The organism is Gymnodinialimonas mytili, from assembly GCF_037544085.1.
Lineage (GTDB): Bacteria > Pseudomonadota > Alphaproteobacteria > Rhodobacterales > Rhodobacteraceae > Gymnodinialimonas > Gymnodinialimonas mytili.
Genome location: NZ_JBBIFW010000002.1, coordinates 729,854 through 745,301 on the forward strand (window position 1 = coordinate 729,854; position 15,448 = coordinate 745,301).

At 58.7% G+C, this 15,448-nt stretch carries 14 protein-coding genes; 10 read left to right on the plus strand and 4 right to left on the minus strand.

The window, feature by feature from the left end:
• The first annotated feature begins 90 nt into the window (after positions 1–90).
• From V8J82_RS13080 to V8J82_RS13090, 3 genes are all read left to right on the plus strand, one after another.
• Positions 91–1,440 carry a TolC family outer membrane protein gene (locus V8J82_RS13080; protein ID WP_339975805.1) on the plus strand — a complete coding sequence of 450 codons (1,350 nt, stop codon included), beginning with the start codon at positions 91–93 and terminating at the stop codon, positions 1,438–1,440.
• A gap of 180 nt (positions 1,441–1,620) precedes the next feature.
• Positions 1,621–2,865, plus strand: a complete 1,245-nt coding sequence (locus tag V8J82_RS13085; protein ID WP_339975806.1) for a prolipoprotein diacylglyceryl transferase — start codon at positions 1,621–1,623, stop codon at positions 2,863–2,865.
• Between the two features lie 88 nt (positions 2,866–2,953).
• Positions 2,954–3,808 (plus strand): rhomboid family intramembrane serine protease, encoded by an 855-nt coding sequence (locus V8J82_RS13090; RefSeq protein WP_339975807.1) that lies wholly within the window; start codon positions 2,954–2,956, stop codon positions 3,806–3,808.
• Between the two features lie 3 nt (positions 3,809–3,811).
• Here the strand turns inward: V8J82_RS13090 and efp are convergent, their stop codons facing one another.
• Positions 3,812–4,375 (minus strand): elongation factor P, encoded by a 564-nt coding sequence (gene efp / locus V8J82_RS13095; RefSeq protein ID WP_339975808.1) that lies wholly within the window; start codon positions 4,373–4,375, stop codon positions 3,812–3,814.
• Positions 4,376–4,588: 213 nt separating this feature from the next.
• Here efp and V8J82_RS13100 point away from each other — a divergent pair, with 213 nt between their 5' ends.
• Together V8J82_RS13100 and V8J82_RS13105 are read left to right on the plus strand one after the other, a co-directional pair.
• Complete coding sequence (locus V8J82_RS13100; RefSeq protein ID WP_339975809.1) at positions 4,589–4,900, plus strand: DUF6280 family protein; 312 nt, start codon at positions 4,589–4,591, stop codon at positions 4,898–4,900.
• A 184-nt stretch (positions 4,901–5,084) separates the two neighbouring features.
• Positions 5,085–5,696 (plus strand): class I SAM-dependent methyltransferase, encoded by a 612-nt coding sequence (locus V8J82_RS13105; protein ID WP_339975810.1) that lies wholly within the window; start codon positions 5,085–5,087, stop codon positions 5,694–5,696.
• Positions 5,697–6,059: 363 nt separating this feature from the next.
• Here V8J82_RS13105 and V8J82_RS13115 read toward each other — a convergent pair whose 3' ends face one another.
• Entirely contained in the window at positions 6,060–7,886 is a 1,827-nt protein-coding gene (locus V8J82_RS13115; RefSeq protein WP_339975812.1) for a hypothetical protein, read from the minus strand.
• 236 nt (positions 7,887–8,122) lie between these two features.
• Here V8J82_RS13115 and V8J82_RS13120 point away from each other — a divergent pair, with 236 nt between their 5' ends.
• The gene (locus V8J82_RS13120) at positions 8,123–9,328 is read left to right on the plus strand and encodes a glycosyltransferase family 2 protein (protein WP_339975813.1); all 1,206 of its coding nucleotides are present in this window, start codon (positions 8,123–8,125) and stop codon (positions 9,326–9,328) included.
• Positions 9,329–9,353: 25 nt separating this feature from the next.
• Here the strand turns inward: V8J82_RS13120 and V8J82_RS13125 are convergent, their stop codons facing one another.
• Positions 9,354–10,211, minus strand: a complete 858-nt coding sequence (locus tag V8J82_RS13125) for an amidohydrolase family protein (protein ID WP_339975814.1) — start codon at positions 10,209–10,211, stop codon at positions 9,354–9,356.
• A gap of 96 nt (positions 10,212–10,307) precedes the next feature.
• Between V8J82_RS13125 and V8J82_RS13130 the strand changes: the two genes are divergently transcribed.
• Positions 10,308–11,420, plus strand: a complete 1,113-nt coding sequence (locus V8J82_RS13130; RefSeq protein WP_339975815.1) for a mannitol dehydrogenase family protein — start codon at positions 10,308–10,310, stop codon at positions 11,418–11,420.
• Entirely contained in the window at positions 11,417–12,397 is a 981-nt protein-coding gene (locus V8J82_RS13135; protein WP_339975816.1) for an aldo/keto reductase, read from the plus strand. The genes V8J82_RS13130 and V8J82_RS13135 overlap by 4 nt, the downstream gene beginning before the upstream one ends.
• Here V8J82_RS13135 and V8J82_RS13140 read toward each other — a convergent pair.
• Positions 12,394–13,299 carry a GntR family transcriptional regulator gene (locus V8J82_RS13140; protein WP_339975817.1) on the minus strand — a complete coding sequence of 302 codons (906 nt, stop codon included), beginning with the start codon at positions 13,297–13,299 and terminating at the stop codon, positions 12,394–12,396. The two genes, V8J82_RS13135 and V8J82_RS13140, sit on opposite strands and share 4 nt — an antisense overlap.
• Before the next feature lie 145 nt (positions 13,300–13,444).
• Between V8J82_RS13140 and V8J82_RS13145 the strand changes: the two genes are divergently transcribed.
• Both V8J82_RS13145 and V8J82_RS13150 read left to right on the plus strand, forming a co-directional pair.
• Positions 13,445–14,458, plus strand: a complete 1,014-nt coding sequence (locus V8J82_RS13145) for an ABC transporter permease (protein ID WP_339975818.1) — start codon at positions 13,445–13,447, stop codon at positions 14,456–14,458.
• A 31-nt stretch (positions 14,459–14,489) separates the two neighbouring features.
• Complete coding sequence (locus V8J82_RS13150; RefSeq protein WP_339975819.1) at positions 14,490–15,428, plus strand: ABC transporter substrate-binding protein; 939 nt, start codon at positions 14,490–14,492, stop codon at positions 15,426–15,428.
• The last annotated feature ends 20 nt before the right edge of the window (positions 15,429–15,448 follow it).

Here is a 15,448-nt window from a genome sequence, read left to right on the forward strand (position 1 = left end):
AAACAGAAATGAGGCGGACGGCGCTTGGCGACGTCCATGGTCAATAACAGGCACAGGGTTAGGGCAATGTGGACGAGATTTAAACGGACGATGCAAGTCGCTGTTGTCGGACTGGCGCTGGCAACACCGGGTCATGCCGATACGCTTCGTGGCGTGCTGGTCGATGCCTACAGAAACTCCAACCTTCTAGAGCAGAACCGCTATCTTTTGCGGGTCCAGGATGAGGGCGTCGCGCAGGCCGTGGCTCAGCTGCGCCCGGTGCTTAGCTTTGTCGGCTCGGCGACGCGTGATCTGGTCAACAACACCACCTTGTCGACTGCAAGTCTGGTCGCCGAATTCCTGGTTTATGACGGTGGTGCGCGCCGCTTTGGCTTGCAGGCCGCGGAAGAGACCGTTTTGGCGACCCGGCAGCAATTGGTGACGCTGGAGCAGCAGGTGCTGTTTGACGGCGTCTCAGCCTATATGAATGTGTGGCGCGATTTGCAGGTCGTGGGCGTCCGGGAACGCAATGTGCGCGTGATCACCCAGCAATTGCGGGCAGCGCAGGACCGGTTCGAAGTCGGCGAAGATACCCGTACAGATGTCGCTCAGGCCGAGGCTCAATTGGCAACGGCCCGTTCGGATCTGGCGGCGTCGCAGGGCGCGTTCGAGATCAGCCGCGAGTTGTTCAACCTGGCGGTTGGACGTTACCCCGGAAACCTATCGGGCCCGGGGGCGCTGCCGAATGTGCCGCGGTCCGAACAGGCTGCCCAGGCGCTGGCGCGGCAAGAGCATCCGGCCATCCGCGCGTTGCAACACGAGGTCCGTGCTGCCGAATTGGGCATCGAACAGGCGCGCGCAGGGTTGCGCCCGCAGATCACCCTGGATGGCAGCGTGTCGGAAACATTCGATAGCCCCAACTCAGCGCAAATCGGCGAAGGGGCGTCGATCGGCATCACGTTCACGCAGCCGATCTATTCCGGTGGGCGAATTCTGTCCTTGGAACGTCAGGCGCGGGCGCAGGCGTCGTCTGTCCGCGCGGCCTTGAGCCAACAGGTCTTGATCAACCTGCAAGGCGTGGGAAATGCTTGGGCGCAAATGCGCATTGCCTCTGCGCAGATCCAAGCGGCGGATCAACGGATTGCGGCAGCGGATTTGGCCTTTCAAGGGGTGACCGAGGAAGCCGCGCTTGGCGCACGGACGACTCTGGATGTGCTGGATGCCGAACAAGATGTGTTGGATGCGCGGATCAGCCGGATTCAGGCGCAGAGCGATCTTTATGTGTCGTCCTATCAACTGTTGTCTGCGGCTGGCCTGTTGACGGTGGAAAATCTGCAACTGCCGGTTCCGCAATATGATCCCAGCGCTTATGCCGACCTGTTTTCGGACGCGCCGAGTGTTGTGTCCAGCCCGCGCGGCGCACAGTTGGATTCGGTTCTGGAACGTATCGGTCGCGACTGATGCAATCTGCGCGACCGATGGCAATTTAGCGAAATCGCACATGCTTCTTTGAGTGCGATCTGTTGTGTGAACGTCCGATTTCTGCAATCTTAACGGTCGTTGCGTATAAGAGCGGTCGCAACAAGGGCCGCCAGATGCAAAGACCTTGGTGAGGTCGGCCCGTGTCCGAGGAGAGCAGCTATGTCAGATCCCGCGAAATCGCCCGATGAGATCGAGGACGTTCTGGCGTCTATCCGTCGGCTTGTCTCGGATACCGGTTCAACTTCCGATGATACGTCGAGTGTCGCCGTAGAACAGCCGCAAGATGCGCCAAGCCCCGATCGCCTGGTCCTGGGGCCGTCGCTGCGCGTTGCGGATTCAGACCAAGAACCGGAGGCGGTGCAAGAAAGTAGTGAAGCGCCTATCGAGGTCGTCGAAGAATCTGCCTGGCAACATGAAGATTTGATGTCCAGTTTTGATGCGGTCGGTGAGAGCAAAGACGCCGAAGACACGTTAGCGCGGGCTGTGGATCTGGTGCGCTCAGACGATCCTGCCGACGGTGTCGATGGTGAGGGCGATCTTGGTTCTGCTGCCGAGGAAGATCCGGAACTGGCCGCAGATGAATCCTTCGATACAAGCGCCGCCGCACAATCCGACGCGTTCATGGCATCGGAGGAAGTGTCGGAAGAGGACATCGCCGACCTTGCGCGCATCGACGGTGTGGACGGGGCCGTTTTGGGCTTCGATGAGCTGGAAGCCGAGCCCGCAGATTTCGAATCCGAGACAGGTGACGAGAATTGGCCGAGTGACGGGGCCGAGGCTGCGCTGCTGACATTGGCTGCGCGCCGCGATCAGGCGCAGACAGCGGAAGATCCGTTGCCATTGTCGGAACCGGTATTGGCGGATGAGCAATCTGACGACGATATCCATGACATAGCCGCAGCGGGGTCCGTGCCGGTGTTCTCGCGCCGCGCTGCAACGAGCGCCGAGGACGCCGACGCGCCAGAAGCGGATGCAGAGACGACCGAGATCGCGTCCGACGCCGAAAAGCCGAGTGCCGAGCCTGAGGCGGATGCGCCAGAGCCGTCCCCGGTTGAGGAACATATGTCGGATATGTCTGAGCCGGCGCAATCGATGTGGCCCGATGTTGAGTCAACCGAAGGCGATCCAACGCAGGCAGATCAATCAGCGGAAAAAGCTGACGAAACGGCGTCGATCAGTGCCGCAGACAAGGCGGCTGCGGATGCGTCAGAATTGGATGCCACGATTTTCGCCATGACAGATGGCGAGGCGGGGATCCTTGACGAGGAAACTTTGCGCGAAATCATCGTCGATGTGGTGCGGGAAGAATTGCAGGGCGTGCTTGGCCAGCGCATCACCCGAAATGTGCGCAAAATGGTTCGTCGAGAGATCCGACTGGCTTTGGCGGCGCAATCGCTTGAATAGATGCCCAAGTCGGCAGGAGGCCTAGATTGGTGGGGTTCGTGCAAACCTGGCCCTTGACCGGGCGCGCAACTCCTCCAACGTTAAGTGCATGTTTCCGATCCGTGATCACAACCCGTCGCACCGCACGCCGTTTGTCACCTGGGTGCTGATTGCGGCCAATGTGCTTATCTTCCTCGGGTATTATCCAGCCATGTCGGGTGATGTCGCGCAACTCAGCGGGTTCTACGGCGCCTGGGGGCTGGTTCCGTCGGAAGCGCTAACCAACGGCGCCGTCCAACCCATTCTGACATCGATGTTTCTGCATGGCGGATGGATGCATCTGATCGGCAATATGCTGTTCCTTTATATTTTCGGGGACAACATGGAGGATCAGATGGGACATCTCGGCTTCGCGCTGCTCTATGTGATCAGCGGCGCCGCTGCGGCGGGGGGGCAGATCCTGGCCGACCCAAGCTCGACTGTGCCCATGGTAGGCGCCTCAGGCGCGATTGCGGGGGTGATGGGCGGGTATCTGTTGATGTTCCCACGTGCACGGATCGATGTGCTGGTCATCTTGTTTATCTTCATCCGCATCTTCACGATCCCGGCTTGGTTGATGTTAGGGCTTTGGTTCGGATTGCAATTGGTCAGCGGTCTGTCGATGGATTTGGTGGGCGGCGGGGTCGCCTATTGGGCCCATGCGGGCGGTTTCATCGCGGGTGTTGTGCTGACCCTGCCTTTGTTTCTGCGCCGCGGCGGGCGCGGGTATTGGGCTGATTTTCATGGCAAACCGCCCCATGATGAGGTCGAGTATCGCGTCGAACGTCAGCGCCGGTCACCCATCCCCAAGGTCCACCGTGTGCGCAGCCCGCGTAACGGCGCGCGCCCTCTGGCGGATCTGGGACGTATCCCAAGGTCAGGCACGCGGAGGGGCCCCAAAGGCCCGTGGTCCGGTGGTCGCTGACGCTCAGGCGCGCTCGGAATAGTCCATGGTTTCGGTATTCACGACGATATCTTCGTCTTGTCCGACGAATGGCGGCACCATGACCTTTACACCGTTGTCGAGGATTGCCGGTTTAAACGAATTGGCCGCTGTCTGACCTTTAACAACCGGTTCGGTTTCGACCACCTTACAGGTCACCTTTTGCGGCAGCGTCGCGTTCAGCGCCTCGTCTTCGTAGAATTCTACTACAATGGTCATACCGTCTTGCAGGAATGGGCGCCGTTCGCCCAGCAACTCGGCTGGCAATTCAATCTGTTCATAGGTTTCGGCATCCATGAACACCAGCATTCCGTCAGATTCGTATAGGAATTGCTGGTCTTTTTGCTCCAAACGGACACGCTCGACCTTATCTGCAGAGCGGAAGCGCTCGTTCAGTTTCGATCCATTCCGCAGATTACGCAATTCCACCTGGGCAAAGGCGCCACCCTTGCCTGGTTTCACATGATCCACCTTCACCGCGGCCCAAAGACCTGCATTGTGTTCCAGCACATTGCCGGGCCGGATTTCATTTCCGTTGATTTTTGGCATGTGACGATATCCTGGCAAAACCTTGAGAATTTCTTGATGCTTCCTATATCTGGGCGCTAGTGGGGTGTCCATACACCGGAAATCGTACTGATTTTGTGGAGATATGCTTTTTGTGCATAGCACGTATGCAGAATTCGCATCACACTAGCGCACAGAATCTGGGCATAAAGCGCCTCACGCCAAAAATGCAAGAGCAATAAAAAGGACGACGGAATGCTTGATTTCGTTGACGGGACTGCCTTCAACTTCGAACAAGGAACGCGCGCGCGGAAATTATTTGCCGCCGTGGTCTTGGCTGCGTTGGACGATGCAATCGCCGATGACAAGAAATATGGCAATGGACCTGAGCAGATCGCCCGCTGGGCGCGCTCGCGCGATGGCCGCGAAGTGCTGTCCTGCGCAGGGATCGACCCCAATGAACGTGTGGTACAGGGCCTGATGGCCTTTGTCGGCAATGGTGTGCGGACTTCGGTTGCACTGAGCCGCGAAGAGAGCGAGCGCCGTTCGCAGGCGGAAGCCGCCTGAACACTCAAAGCTGCCGCTTTACGAAGACGCGCCCTGATACGGGCGCGTTTTTGTTTGCGCCCATGGCAATGGGAGAGTTGAAAAGGTCCAACTCGTGCCATGAAATCTCCCTGTTTGTGTTGCATGCCATTCTTGATTTTGCGGGAGACGCCGTGGAAACAATGCGAAGTGAAGGGGCTTATTGATGCTGACAGCGACCATCGGAACCGTCCATAAACACGCCGTTTTTGACCGTCGGGTTGAAGTGATTGCCGATGCGCTCGGCGCGCTTGTTCCTGCACACACCCATATGCTGGATGTCGGAACTGGAGATGGGCGGATCGCCTCGTTGATCGCCTCGCGGCAAATGGGCGTGTCGGTCGAAGGCATCGACATCATGAAACGCCCGACAACCCATATCCCCGTGACGCTGTTCGATGGGTTGACCATCCCCCATGGGGACAACAGCTTCGATGTGGTCAGCTTTGTTGATGTCCTGCACCACACTGACGATCCAGCACATTTGATTGCCGAGGCGTCGCGCGTGGCCCGCAAAGCAGTTCTGATCAAAGATCACCTGTCGGAGAATGGTGTGGACCATGCCACCCTGCGGATGATGGATTGGGTCGGAAACGCGCCGCATGGTGTTGTGCTGCCCTACAATTACGCGCCTCGCGCGACATGGGATCAGTGGTTCGAGGAGGCGGGCCTTGCGGTCGATAGCTTCTCGAAGCAGGTGCCGTTATATCCAGCGCCGCTATCGTGGATTTTTGGACGCGGTTTGCATTTTGTCGCGCGGCTTACACCTTCGGTCTGAAGGCGAACTTGCTGCTGATGGCAAAGCTTAGAACGGCCGCGATACCGGCAGATGCAAGGAAGACTAGCGTATCTGCGATGAAGTGCCCGCTTACAAAACGCGTTGTGATCGCGGTCACGACGGCCAGGCTAGTGACCTGAGTTGCCGCATATATCGGAAATCCGACAGCACGCGTTTGCGTGAGCCCGAATGTGACCCGCATCTGTATCAAGAACGCAAGCGGTATGCATAATGCGTAGAGGATGACTGAAGTTGCATAGACCGGAAATCCTCCTGGGCCGGTGAGCAATGCAGAGGCAATCGCATAGCCACCCGCAAAAGCGCCACCGACCAGTAGAAATCTCAAGAGACGCGCTGGGTTCTTCACGATAAATTTACCCGAAACACCAGGAGGGCGGGATCGAAGCCCTCCAACAATTCGAGCCCGTCTGAAGTCCCGCCGGTGGCGAGTTCATTCACGAAAGCGGTGCCGTTCCCGTAGAATGCATTTCGGCAGAGTACGAGATACTCGGCATTGGTATTCCGCAAGACGCGGTGCAAATCGGCCTCGTCATCATCGTGGTGCAATAGGATTGTGCTGATCAGTAAGTCGCTGCGATGATAGGGCGAGGCAAGGATGTCGTGGTCTGTGAACAGAAGGATCGGCCGCCCCAGATTGCCGAGCGCCATTATACTGCTGGGCTCTAAGGCATTCAGGCTGGTCAGAATGTCACCACGACGGCAATGGTTGAATGGCACGCGTGCAACAGGGTCGGCGGCGGTATCGCCGACGTCGGCGCGCAGTTGGTCAAGTTCTAGGCGCGCGACCCCATCATAGATCTGTCCCGGAAAAACGCTGAACGCCACACCGAGCACGAGTGCAAGCCCTCTCCATGTCTGCGCGGGTTTAGCTCGGTAGAGAGCGATCAAAGAGATCGCCACATACCCCATCAAGATCGGAATAATCGGCTCTGACAAAACCGTCATGCGGATCTGAATGAAAGAGCCTGCCATGCCGAGCCAAGCGAAGCAGAGCATGATGCCAACGGCATTCCGAGAGCTCGTGAGGCCGATGTTCTGGCGCGTTTGGTACACCCACAGCGCCGTCGCAAGTATCGTTGTCATAACGCTAGGCATCAGGTTGCCCATCACTACGCGATTGGTGCCCAGATAGAAGGCAGCAGGGCGCGCTTCGAGAATATGGGCAGAGATCGCGGCCTGTAATTCGTCAGGCAAGTTTCCGTAGGGCCCCGTGAAACAAGTATCGAGCGCAGGATATGCAACTGCAGCTGCGGCCAGACCCAACCCGATTGCAAGTATAGACCGTGCCGCAAGCCCGCCTACACGGCGGGCGAAAAAGCCAAGACTGAGGGCGGCAGTAGCGCAACTCGCCAACAAGATGAGGATCGGGGGTGCGAGTTCGTCGCAATAGGCAATGGCCCTTTCTGCCGGGGGGGTTTGTCCGACAAACAAGACCAACGCTCCTAGAGATAGGCTCAGGCCGAACGCTTGCAGTTGGGTGGCGCCGCGTTCAGGGTCTAGAACGCATCGGATCATGAGGATAAGGCCACCTGTTGCGACGGCGAGCAACATCTCCAGTCCGACTGCCAGCGACATTGCTGCCGCCAGCCCTCCGATGATGCCGGCGCGTCTGCCATCGCGCGTTGGGATCAGCGACAATATCATGATTGTCATCAGTAGGACCTGAACACCGTGGTGATCCAATCTCAAGGGGCCGAACCGTGTCAGGCCCGTCGTTTCCCAGAGAACAAGGCCGATAAGCGCGATCCCGGCGGCGATGCGACCGAAATAACGGAGTGATGCCTTGATGGTCAGGATGGCGAAGATCACCATCATAAGCGTCGGCCAAAGAATAATCGTCACGGCCTCTGCGGTCTCAGTCGGCATCACCAGAGATAGCGCCAATATCATTCCGCCAATCGTCACATCGACATAGCGAGACCAATGAAGCGAAAGGCCTTCGGGTGGAAGCACGCGATCGATTGTTGTGTCGTACCAGCCGTTGGTCCCATTCAGCCATTCCTTCACGGAGATCAGGCGCATTATCTCGTCGTAGCCATGGCGGGCGAGCATTTCGACCGGGTCGCTGGAAGTTCCAATCACACGCATCAGGACGATAAGCGTTGCCACTGTGATCGCGATCCAAAGCGGATCGGCGTAGCGTCGGATGAAAGGTGCGTAGTCTTTCATAACTGCGTTCTGAGCCCCGGTCTTACTGCATGCGTTTACGCCTAGATCACCCCGAAATGAGGTCAGAATAATGGCGGTTTAGGGACAGTGTGAAGGCTAAGCCCGTCTTTGTTTCCGAAACCCAAACCAATCCAACATGCCGTTGCCTTGTCACTATGCCTCCGCATTTTTGCCTCGGTTGGTCGGATAGATGCTCTCGATTGGCGTGTCTACGCCCCTTCACGAGGAGCTTTGCGGTGACCGAACTGACCATCCTTATGCCCTGCCTGAACGAGGCCGAAACGATCGAAGTCTGCGTTCGCAAGGCGATGCGCTATCTCGACGAGAGCGGAATCGATGGCGAAGTGGTCATCGCAGACAATGGATCGACCGATGGCAGCCAAGCCATGGCCGAGGCGCTTGGCGCGCGTGTCGTGCATGTGCCGATGCGTGGATATGGTGCGGCGCTGATCGCTGGTATCGACGCCGCACGCGGAACCTATGTGATCATGGGCGATAGTGATGACAGCTACGATTTCTCACGTTTGGATGCATTTGTTGACGAATTGCGGAATGGCGCCGACCTGGTGATGGGCAATCGGTTCCGCGGTGGGATTGCGCGCGGTGCCATGCCGCCATTGCACCGCTATCTGGGGAACCCTGTTTTGTCGACATTGGGGCGCATTTTCTTTCGCGCGCCGGTGGGCGATTTCCATTGCGGTCTGCGCGGCTTTTCCCGTCAGGCGATCCTGGATCTGAACCTGACAACACCGGGCATGGAGTTTGCCTCGGAAATGGTGATCCGCGCCTCGGTAACCGGGTTGAAAATGACCGAAGTTCCAACGACCCTGTCGCCCGATGGCCGTTCGCGCCCACCGCATCTGCGCAGTTGGCGGGACGGATGGCGCCATTTGAAGTTGTTGCTGACATATGCGCCGCATTGGTTGTTTTTGTATCCGGGGCTGGCACTGGCCGCATTCGGTTCGGTGATCTATGCAGGCCTCCTGAGCGGACCGATCAGCATGGCCGGTGTGACCTTTGACACCGCGACCCTCATCTTGGCCAGCGCGTTGATCTTGATTGGCGTTCAGTTGGTTAGCTTTTACGGCCTTGCCCGGTTGCATTCCGTCAATGAGGGCCTGCTACCGCGCACATCTCGGTTCGAGCGGATGTCGCAGTCGATCACCGTGGACCGCTGTTGCCAGGTTGGCGGCCTGCTATTGCTGGCGGGAGCCGTATCGGCGGCTTTGGCTGTCGTGGTCTGGGCGCAGGCGGGGTGGGGTGACCTGTCGGCCAGTTGGATCGCACGTCCGAGTTCGTTTTCGGTAATTTGCCTGGCACTTGGCGTGCAGAGCATCATGGGCGGTTTTTTATGGGGCTTTCTCAGCCAAAAGGCCGAGGCGAAGACCGCTGAGACTGCGCCCGTGCAAGGCGCAGCGGGTGTGGCGGCGGCGCGCGCTTAGTGTCCTCGTTGCCCGACGTCGCGATTTAAAGCTTTGAGACCTCTAGCTTGTAGAAACGCTGGGCCGTTCCACCAAAGACCTGGGCGCGTTCTGTATGTGTCAGACCGCCGAGAAGCTGTTTTGACGTATCGCGCCACCCCGCGTAGTCGCCCGCTAGGTTCAGAACGGGCCAATCGCTGCCCCACATGAGCCGATCTGGACCAAATTCCTCCAAGACATGATCAACCACCTGTCGTAGCCCCGTTGCGCTCCAACCTGGGCCAGCCTCATTGGGAAGACCCGAGATCTTGCACATGACATTTGGCAACTGCGCCAGCCGCGCCATGTCATCGCGCCAGCCGGATCCTGCATCCGCCCCTTGGGCGATGACGGGTTTGGCGCAGTGATCGATTACAATGGGAAGGTCCGGGCAGCTTTGCGCGACCTTTGCCAAGATCGGCAGGTGGCGCGGCGTAACCAGCGCATCCAGACGCAGGCCACGTTTGGCGAGCTGCGCCAGATTGTCCAGAACGCGGGGGCGCGCGATCCAGTCGGTTTCGGAAATGTCTTGCAACATGGGGCGGACCCCCTTGAAAACAGGCGATTGCGACAGATGATCAAGTGCCTCTGGGGCGGCGATGTCGTCCAGATCCACCCACCCGACAATGCCTTTGATAAACCGATTGTCTTGCGCCAGACCCAGCAGGAATTCGGTTTCGGCCAGTGTCGCAGCCGCCTGAACCACAACAGTACCCGCAATGTCATGCCGCGCCAGCAGCGGCGCCAGATCCGGTGGCAAGATGTCGTGGCGGATCGCGGCCACCTCATCGCTCATCCAATCGTAATCGCCGCGCGAGATCTGCCAGAAATGCTGGTGAGCATCGATCTGGACGGGGTCAGGCATCTGAAGCTCTCCAACTCGGTCTTGCTATATTGGTTTTCTATAATTAAAAACAATTTTGGTAAAGGGCGCTTGATGGGATCGGCAAAAGGAATGAAGATGACAAAGACGCCCATCCTTCAATTCGGGACCAGCCGGTTCCTTCAGGCCCATGCGGATCTGTTTGTGTCGCAAGCCCGTGAGGAGGGCCAGGAGGTCGGGCCGATCACAATTGTCCAAAGCTCCGGCGATGCGAGCCGCGCCGCCCGGCTTCGTGCGTTTGCCCGACCATTCCCTGTGCGCATCGAAGGCCTGATCAACGGCGCGCGGGTGCAGAAAACGATCACCGTAGGCAGCGTGGCACGTGGAGTGTCCACGTCCCAGGATTGGGCCGAGGTCGCCCGCATTTTTGTAGAAGAGGCGCAGATTGTCCTCTCGAATACCGGTGATCGCGGCTTTGCCGCGCGGGACAGCGACCACTTGGATGCCTTCGATCAATCCATGTCCTATCCCGCCAAGCTGACGCATTTGCTGCGGATACGGTTTGCCCGCGGCGCGGCGCCGATACAGATCATGCCGATGGAGCTGGTTCCCAACAATGGCCAGGTCCTGAAGGCCCGCGTTATGGATCTGGCAAAAGCTGATCCGCCGGGGTTTCGAACCTACCTGGATACCGGCGTCACATGGGTCAATTCGCTGGTCGATCGGATCGTCTCTCAACCCATCGAGCCAGTCGGCGCGGTGGCAGAACCCTACGCGTTGTGGGCCATCGAGGATCAACCAGGTTTGATCGCCCCTTGCATACATCCCGCTATCCAGATCGTGCCATCGCTTGATCAGATCGAGGCGTTAAAGCTTTTCGTGCTGAACCTCAGCCATACGTTTTTGGCGGAACGATGGTTGTGGTCGAACGGGTCCGATGGCCGGCTTGTGCGCGAGATGATGGAGGATCTGTCGGAATTGGCGCGCTTGCAGGCCCTGATCATAAATGAAGTGCGCCCGGCTTTTGTCGCTGCGGGTCTTACGGACGCGTTCGATGCTTATCTTGAAACCACGCTGGAGCGGTTCGCCAATCCCTATCTCGATCACCGCATCGCCGATATCGCCCAGAACCACCCACAGAAGGTGGCGCGCCGCATGGGTGGCTTTCTGGACTTCGCCGCGCGCCATGGCGACCATGGTGACAAACCGATCCTGTCGCGGATTATGATGCAGCATAGGGAAACGGTATGACAATCCTCCAGACAAAGCGCGTTGGTAAAACGGATGTTTCTGTCACCGCGCTGTCGCTCGGCGGCGCGAGCCTCGGTAATCTGGGCCGAGAGGTGACGGACCAGGACGCGATGGCGGTTTTGGAGCATGCCTGGGCGGCGGGTATCCGGTATTTCGACACTGCCCCGCATTACGGGCGCGGCCTGTCCGAGACTCGTTTTGGCACGTTTTTCGCCGACAAGGCCCGCGATGACTACGTTCTGTCCAGTAAGGTCGGGCGGGTTCTGTCGCCTGGTGCCCAACTGGACAAGGCCGATGGCTTCGTGAACCCGCTGCCGAACGCCTCGCGGTACGATTATACAGCCGACGGCATCCGGGAGAGCTTTGAAAGCAGCTGCGCGCGGCTGGGCACCTCGCATATCGATATCGTCTTTGTCCACGACATCGGCGACTACACCCATGGGCCTGACGAAGGGGCGCGCCATTTGGACGATCTGCTGGGCTCCGGCATGGGTGCGCTGCGGGATCTGAAACAGGCGGGGCGGATTGGGGCCATCGGACTGGGCGTGAATGAGACGCGGATCTGCCTGGATGTAATGGCGCAAGAGATGTTGGATGTGATCCTGATCGCTGGACGTTTGACCTTGCTGGACCGCGACGCAGAGGCCGGATTGCTCGACGCCTGCGCGCGGCAAGGCACCAGTTTGGTTTTGGGTGGAATTTTCAATTCCGGCATCCTCGCCACGGGGCCGAAACCCGGTGCTTGGTTCAACTACGCGCCAGCCTCGGACGAGATCCTGGATCGAGTGCGCGCGCTTGAAGCGCGGACCAAGCAGGTCGGCCTGACCCTGGCCGAAGCCGCCATGCAATTTGCGTTGCGCCACCCGGCGGCCTGTTCGGTTCTGCTGGGCACGGGCAAGGTCAGCTCGCTGCAACGCAACCTCGATGCGGCGGCATTGGATCTGTCCGCTGAGGCGCTGGCCTTTATGACCCGCTAAGCATCCCGCGCATGGGCTTTGAGAGAGTTCACCAGGGTCAGCTTTGACGTCGCAAGATGGCTGCGCGCCGCGGCCTCAGCCTGGGCGCTGTCCCGACCGCGCAGAGCCTCAATATAGACCAGGTGCTCCTGAATGGCGCATTCGTTGCGGATGCGTTCATCGGATTTGTTCCACTGAAAATGATAGTGGAAGACGAGCGAGATAATCTTTTGAAACTCGGTCACGAACCGATTTGTGACCACCGAATTGATCGCGGTGTGAAACGCTTCATCGAGTTGCGAAAAATCGTGGTAATCCTCATCGATGCGCTCCAGCAACGCTAGGTGATCGGCCTCAAGCGTGTCGAGCTTTGCCCAGATCGGATGGGTGTCGGGCAGTTTCACCAGATGGCTGACGGCGTTCAATTCCAGGACGGTGCGGAAGTCCGACAGTTCCAGCGCGAAGTTAATCGTAAAGCCCTCCAGCTTCCATCCGCCGCGGGGACGCCGCGTCACGATCCCGAACCGGCTGAGCGAGGACAGGAATTCTTGCAATGTATGCGTGGTGACCTCGAATTCCTTGGCCAATTGCGCAACGTTCAACACGGTGCCCTGCGGCACATCCATCCGCAGCACCCAATCCAGGAACCGCTTTTCCAGCTCTTCGATGCCCAAAAGAACGGGCGGGCCTTCCATCGTGTCATCGGGGGTAGAGCGTCTCTGGATAACCTTTTGACGACCGTCGCGGACAATGATGGACCGCTGATCCAACCGGTTCAGCGCGCTTCGCACAACTGTACGGCTGACACCCAATTCTTCTGCAAGAACGTTTTCCGAAGGCAGGCAGGCCCCGATATCGATGCCGTCACAGATCGACAGCAGGGTGTTGTGGGCTTCCACCAAGCGGATATTTGTCCGGGCCATGGGTCTTCTTGTGTGGTTCCGTCATGCCAGACATTATCGGTTTTTATTCAGCTGTCCAAAAAAATTAAAAACACTTGACCGGCACAAGGTCATTCTTATCGTACTTTATTATTAAAGACAGGCATCTTGGGAGAGACCGACACCAATGGCAACCGGTTCCGACAAAGCGCGATTGCGGTTTTTGCCGTCCGGCTCCGCCTTGCACAAGCTGTCGGCTTTGTTGACGCTCGCCCTGCTGATCGTGGTGTTTTCCTTCACCAGTTCCGCGTTTTTGTCGGTGAATAACGGCCTCACGATCCTGCTGCAGACCTCGGTCATCGCGTTGCTGGCGATTGGCATGACGATGGTTATCATCACTGGGGGGATCGACTTGAGCGTCGGTTCGGTCCTGGCGCTGGCAGGTGTTGTGGCAGGTCTGAGCATCCGGGCTGGCCTACCGGTTTATCCGGCGATGGGGCTCGGCGTTCTGGCGGGTGCGGCCTGCGGTTGCGTGAACGGGCTTGTGATCACCAAGATGCGCATCACACCCTTCGTGGCGACGCTCGGCATGATGCTGATCGCCCGCGGTTTGGCGTTGCAATTGACGGGCGCGGCCCCGATCAGCCGATTGGGGTCAGCCTTCGGCACCCTGGGCAACGGGACGCTCTTTCGCATCGTCGAGATGCAGGAAAACGGCTTTCCGCGCGTGATCTTCCCGGGCATTCCCTATCCGGCCATCCTGCTATTGGTGATGGCGCTTCTGGGCGCCTACATCCTGAAGAAGCGCCAGATCGGCCGCCATATCTTTGCCGTCGGTTCCAATGAAGAGGCCGCGCGCCTGTCCGGCGTGAACGTGGATCGCACTAAAATCTGGGCCTACACCGCCTCGGGCGCGTTGGCGGGGCTTGCGGGGATGGTTCTGATGTCGCGCCTCGTCACGGTTCAGCCCAATGAGGGCGTGATGTACGAGCTTGATGCGATCGCAGCCTCGGTCATCGGCGGGTCGTCCTTGATGGGCGGCACCGGCAGTATCTCGGGCAGCATGATCGGCGCCTTCATCATCGGGGTGCTGCGCAACGGCCTGAACATGGCCGGCACATCGGCCTTCATCCAGCAGATCATCATCGGAATCGTCGTGATCGTCGCCGTCTATATCGACCAAATCCGAAATAAGACCTGACAAATCAAAGATCTTCATAAGGGAGGAAATCATGAAGAGCTTACTGACCACGGCACTGGCATCCGGCATCCTGGCAGCGACGGCTTCGTTTGCCATGGCTGGCGAGATTGCAGTGATCGTCAAAACGACCAATTCCAACTTCTGGCAGAACGTCAATCTGGGGGCGGAGGCCGCGATTGCCGGTCACCCGGATCACACGATGTCGTTCAACGGCCCCGCCTCGGAATCTGCTATCGCGGACCAGGTGGCGTTGGTGGAAAACGCGATCAACCGCGGCGTGTCGGCCATTGTTCTGGCGCCCTCCGATCCGGAGGCCTTGGCACCGGTCGTGCAGCGCGCCTTTGAGGCGGGCATTCCCGTTGCGATCATCGACAGCGGCTTGGCTGAGGGCAGCGAAGCCTATTACCAGGCGTTTCTGTCCACCGACAATTGCGCCGCTGGCGAGATGGCCGCGCAGATGATGATCGATAACGCGGGCACCACCGGCAACATCGCTGTGATGTCCTATGTCGCGGGCGTTGGCTCGGAAATTGGCCGGGTTGGCTGTTTTGTCGACTATATCGGTGCCAATTCCGAGCTTGAAATCGTCGGCCCGTTCTATTCGCAATCACAGATGGCCACGGCTCTGAACCAGACCACCGATGTGCTCGCCGCCAATGAATTGGTCGGCATCTTCGGCGCCAATGAGCCCACAGCCATCGGCATGGGCCGCGCGTTGGAACAGGCGGGCATGGCCGGTCAGATCACCGCGATTGGCTTTGACGGAAATGGCGATCTGCAAGACATGGTGCGCAGCGGAACGCTGTTGGCCACTGCCGTCCAAGGCTCGTTCCAGATGGGTGAGCTGGGCGTGAATGCGGTCGCGTCGATCTTGGCTGGAGATGAGGTGGAAAGCTTCATCGATACCGGTGTCATCATGGTGACAAGCGAGAATATCGACACGCCCGAAGCGCAAAACGTTCTCTACTAATGCGCAATTGGTCAGTGGGG

What these genes read in the sequence shown, in the direction of transcription:
- V8J82_RS13080 (WP_339975805.1), top strand. Translation starts at nt 91, where the DNA reads ATGCAAGTCGCTGTTGTCGGACTGGCGCTGGCAACACCGGGTCATGCC.
- V8J82_RS13100 (WP_339975809.1), top strand. Translation starts at nt 4,589, where the DNA reads ATGCTTGATTTCGTTGACGGGACTGCCTTCAACTTCGAACAAGGAACG.
- V8J82_RS13105 (WP_339975810.1), top strand. Translation starts at nt 5,085, where the DNA reads ATGCTGACAGCGACCATCGGAACCGTCCATAAACACGCCGTTTTTGAC.
- V8J82_RS13125 (WP_339975814.1), bottom strand. Translation starts at nt 10,211, where the DNA reads ATGCCTGACCCCGTCCAGATCGATGCTCACCAGCATTTCTGGCAGATC.
- efp (WP_339975808.1), bottom strand. Translation starts at nt 4,375, where the DNA reads ATGCCAAAAATCAACGGAAATGAAATCCGGCCCGGCAATGTGCTGGAA.
- V8J82_RS13145 (WP_339975818.1), top strand. Translation starts at nt 13,445, where the DNA reads ATGGCAACCGGTTCCGACAAAGCGCGATTGCGGTTTTTGCCGTCCGGC.
- V8J82_RS13130 (WP_339975815.1), top strand. Translation starts at nt 10,308, where the DNA reads ATGACAAAGACGCCCATCCTTCAATTCGGGACCAGCCGGTTCCTTCAG.
- V8J82_RS13135 (WP_339975816.1), top strand. Translation starts at nt 11,417, where the DNA reads ATGACAATCCTCCAGACAAAGCGCGTTGGTAAAACGGATGTTTCTGTC.
- V8J82_RS13150 (WP_339975819.1), top strand. Translation starts at nt 14,490, where the DNA reads ATGAAGAGCTTACTGACCACGGCACTGGCATCCGGCATCCTGGCAGCG.
- V8J82_RS13090 (WP_339975807.1), top strand. Translation starts at nt 2,954, where the DNA reads ATGTTTCCGATCCGTGATCACAACCCGTCGCACCGCACGCCGTTTGTC.
- V8J82_RS13085 (WP_339975806.1), top strand. Translation starts at nt 1,621, where the DNA reads ATGTCAGATCCCGCGAAATCGCCCGATGAGATCGAGGACGTTCTGGCG.
- V8J82_RS13140 (WP_339975817.1), bottom strand. Translation starts at nt 13,299, where the DNA reads ATGGCCCGGACAAATATCCGCTTGGTGGAAGCCCACAACACCCTGCTG.
- V8J82_RS13115 (WP_339975812.1), bottom strand. Translation starts at nt 7,886, where the DNA reads ATGAAAGACTACGCACCTTTCATCCGACGCTACGCCGATCCGCTTTGG.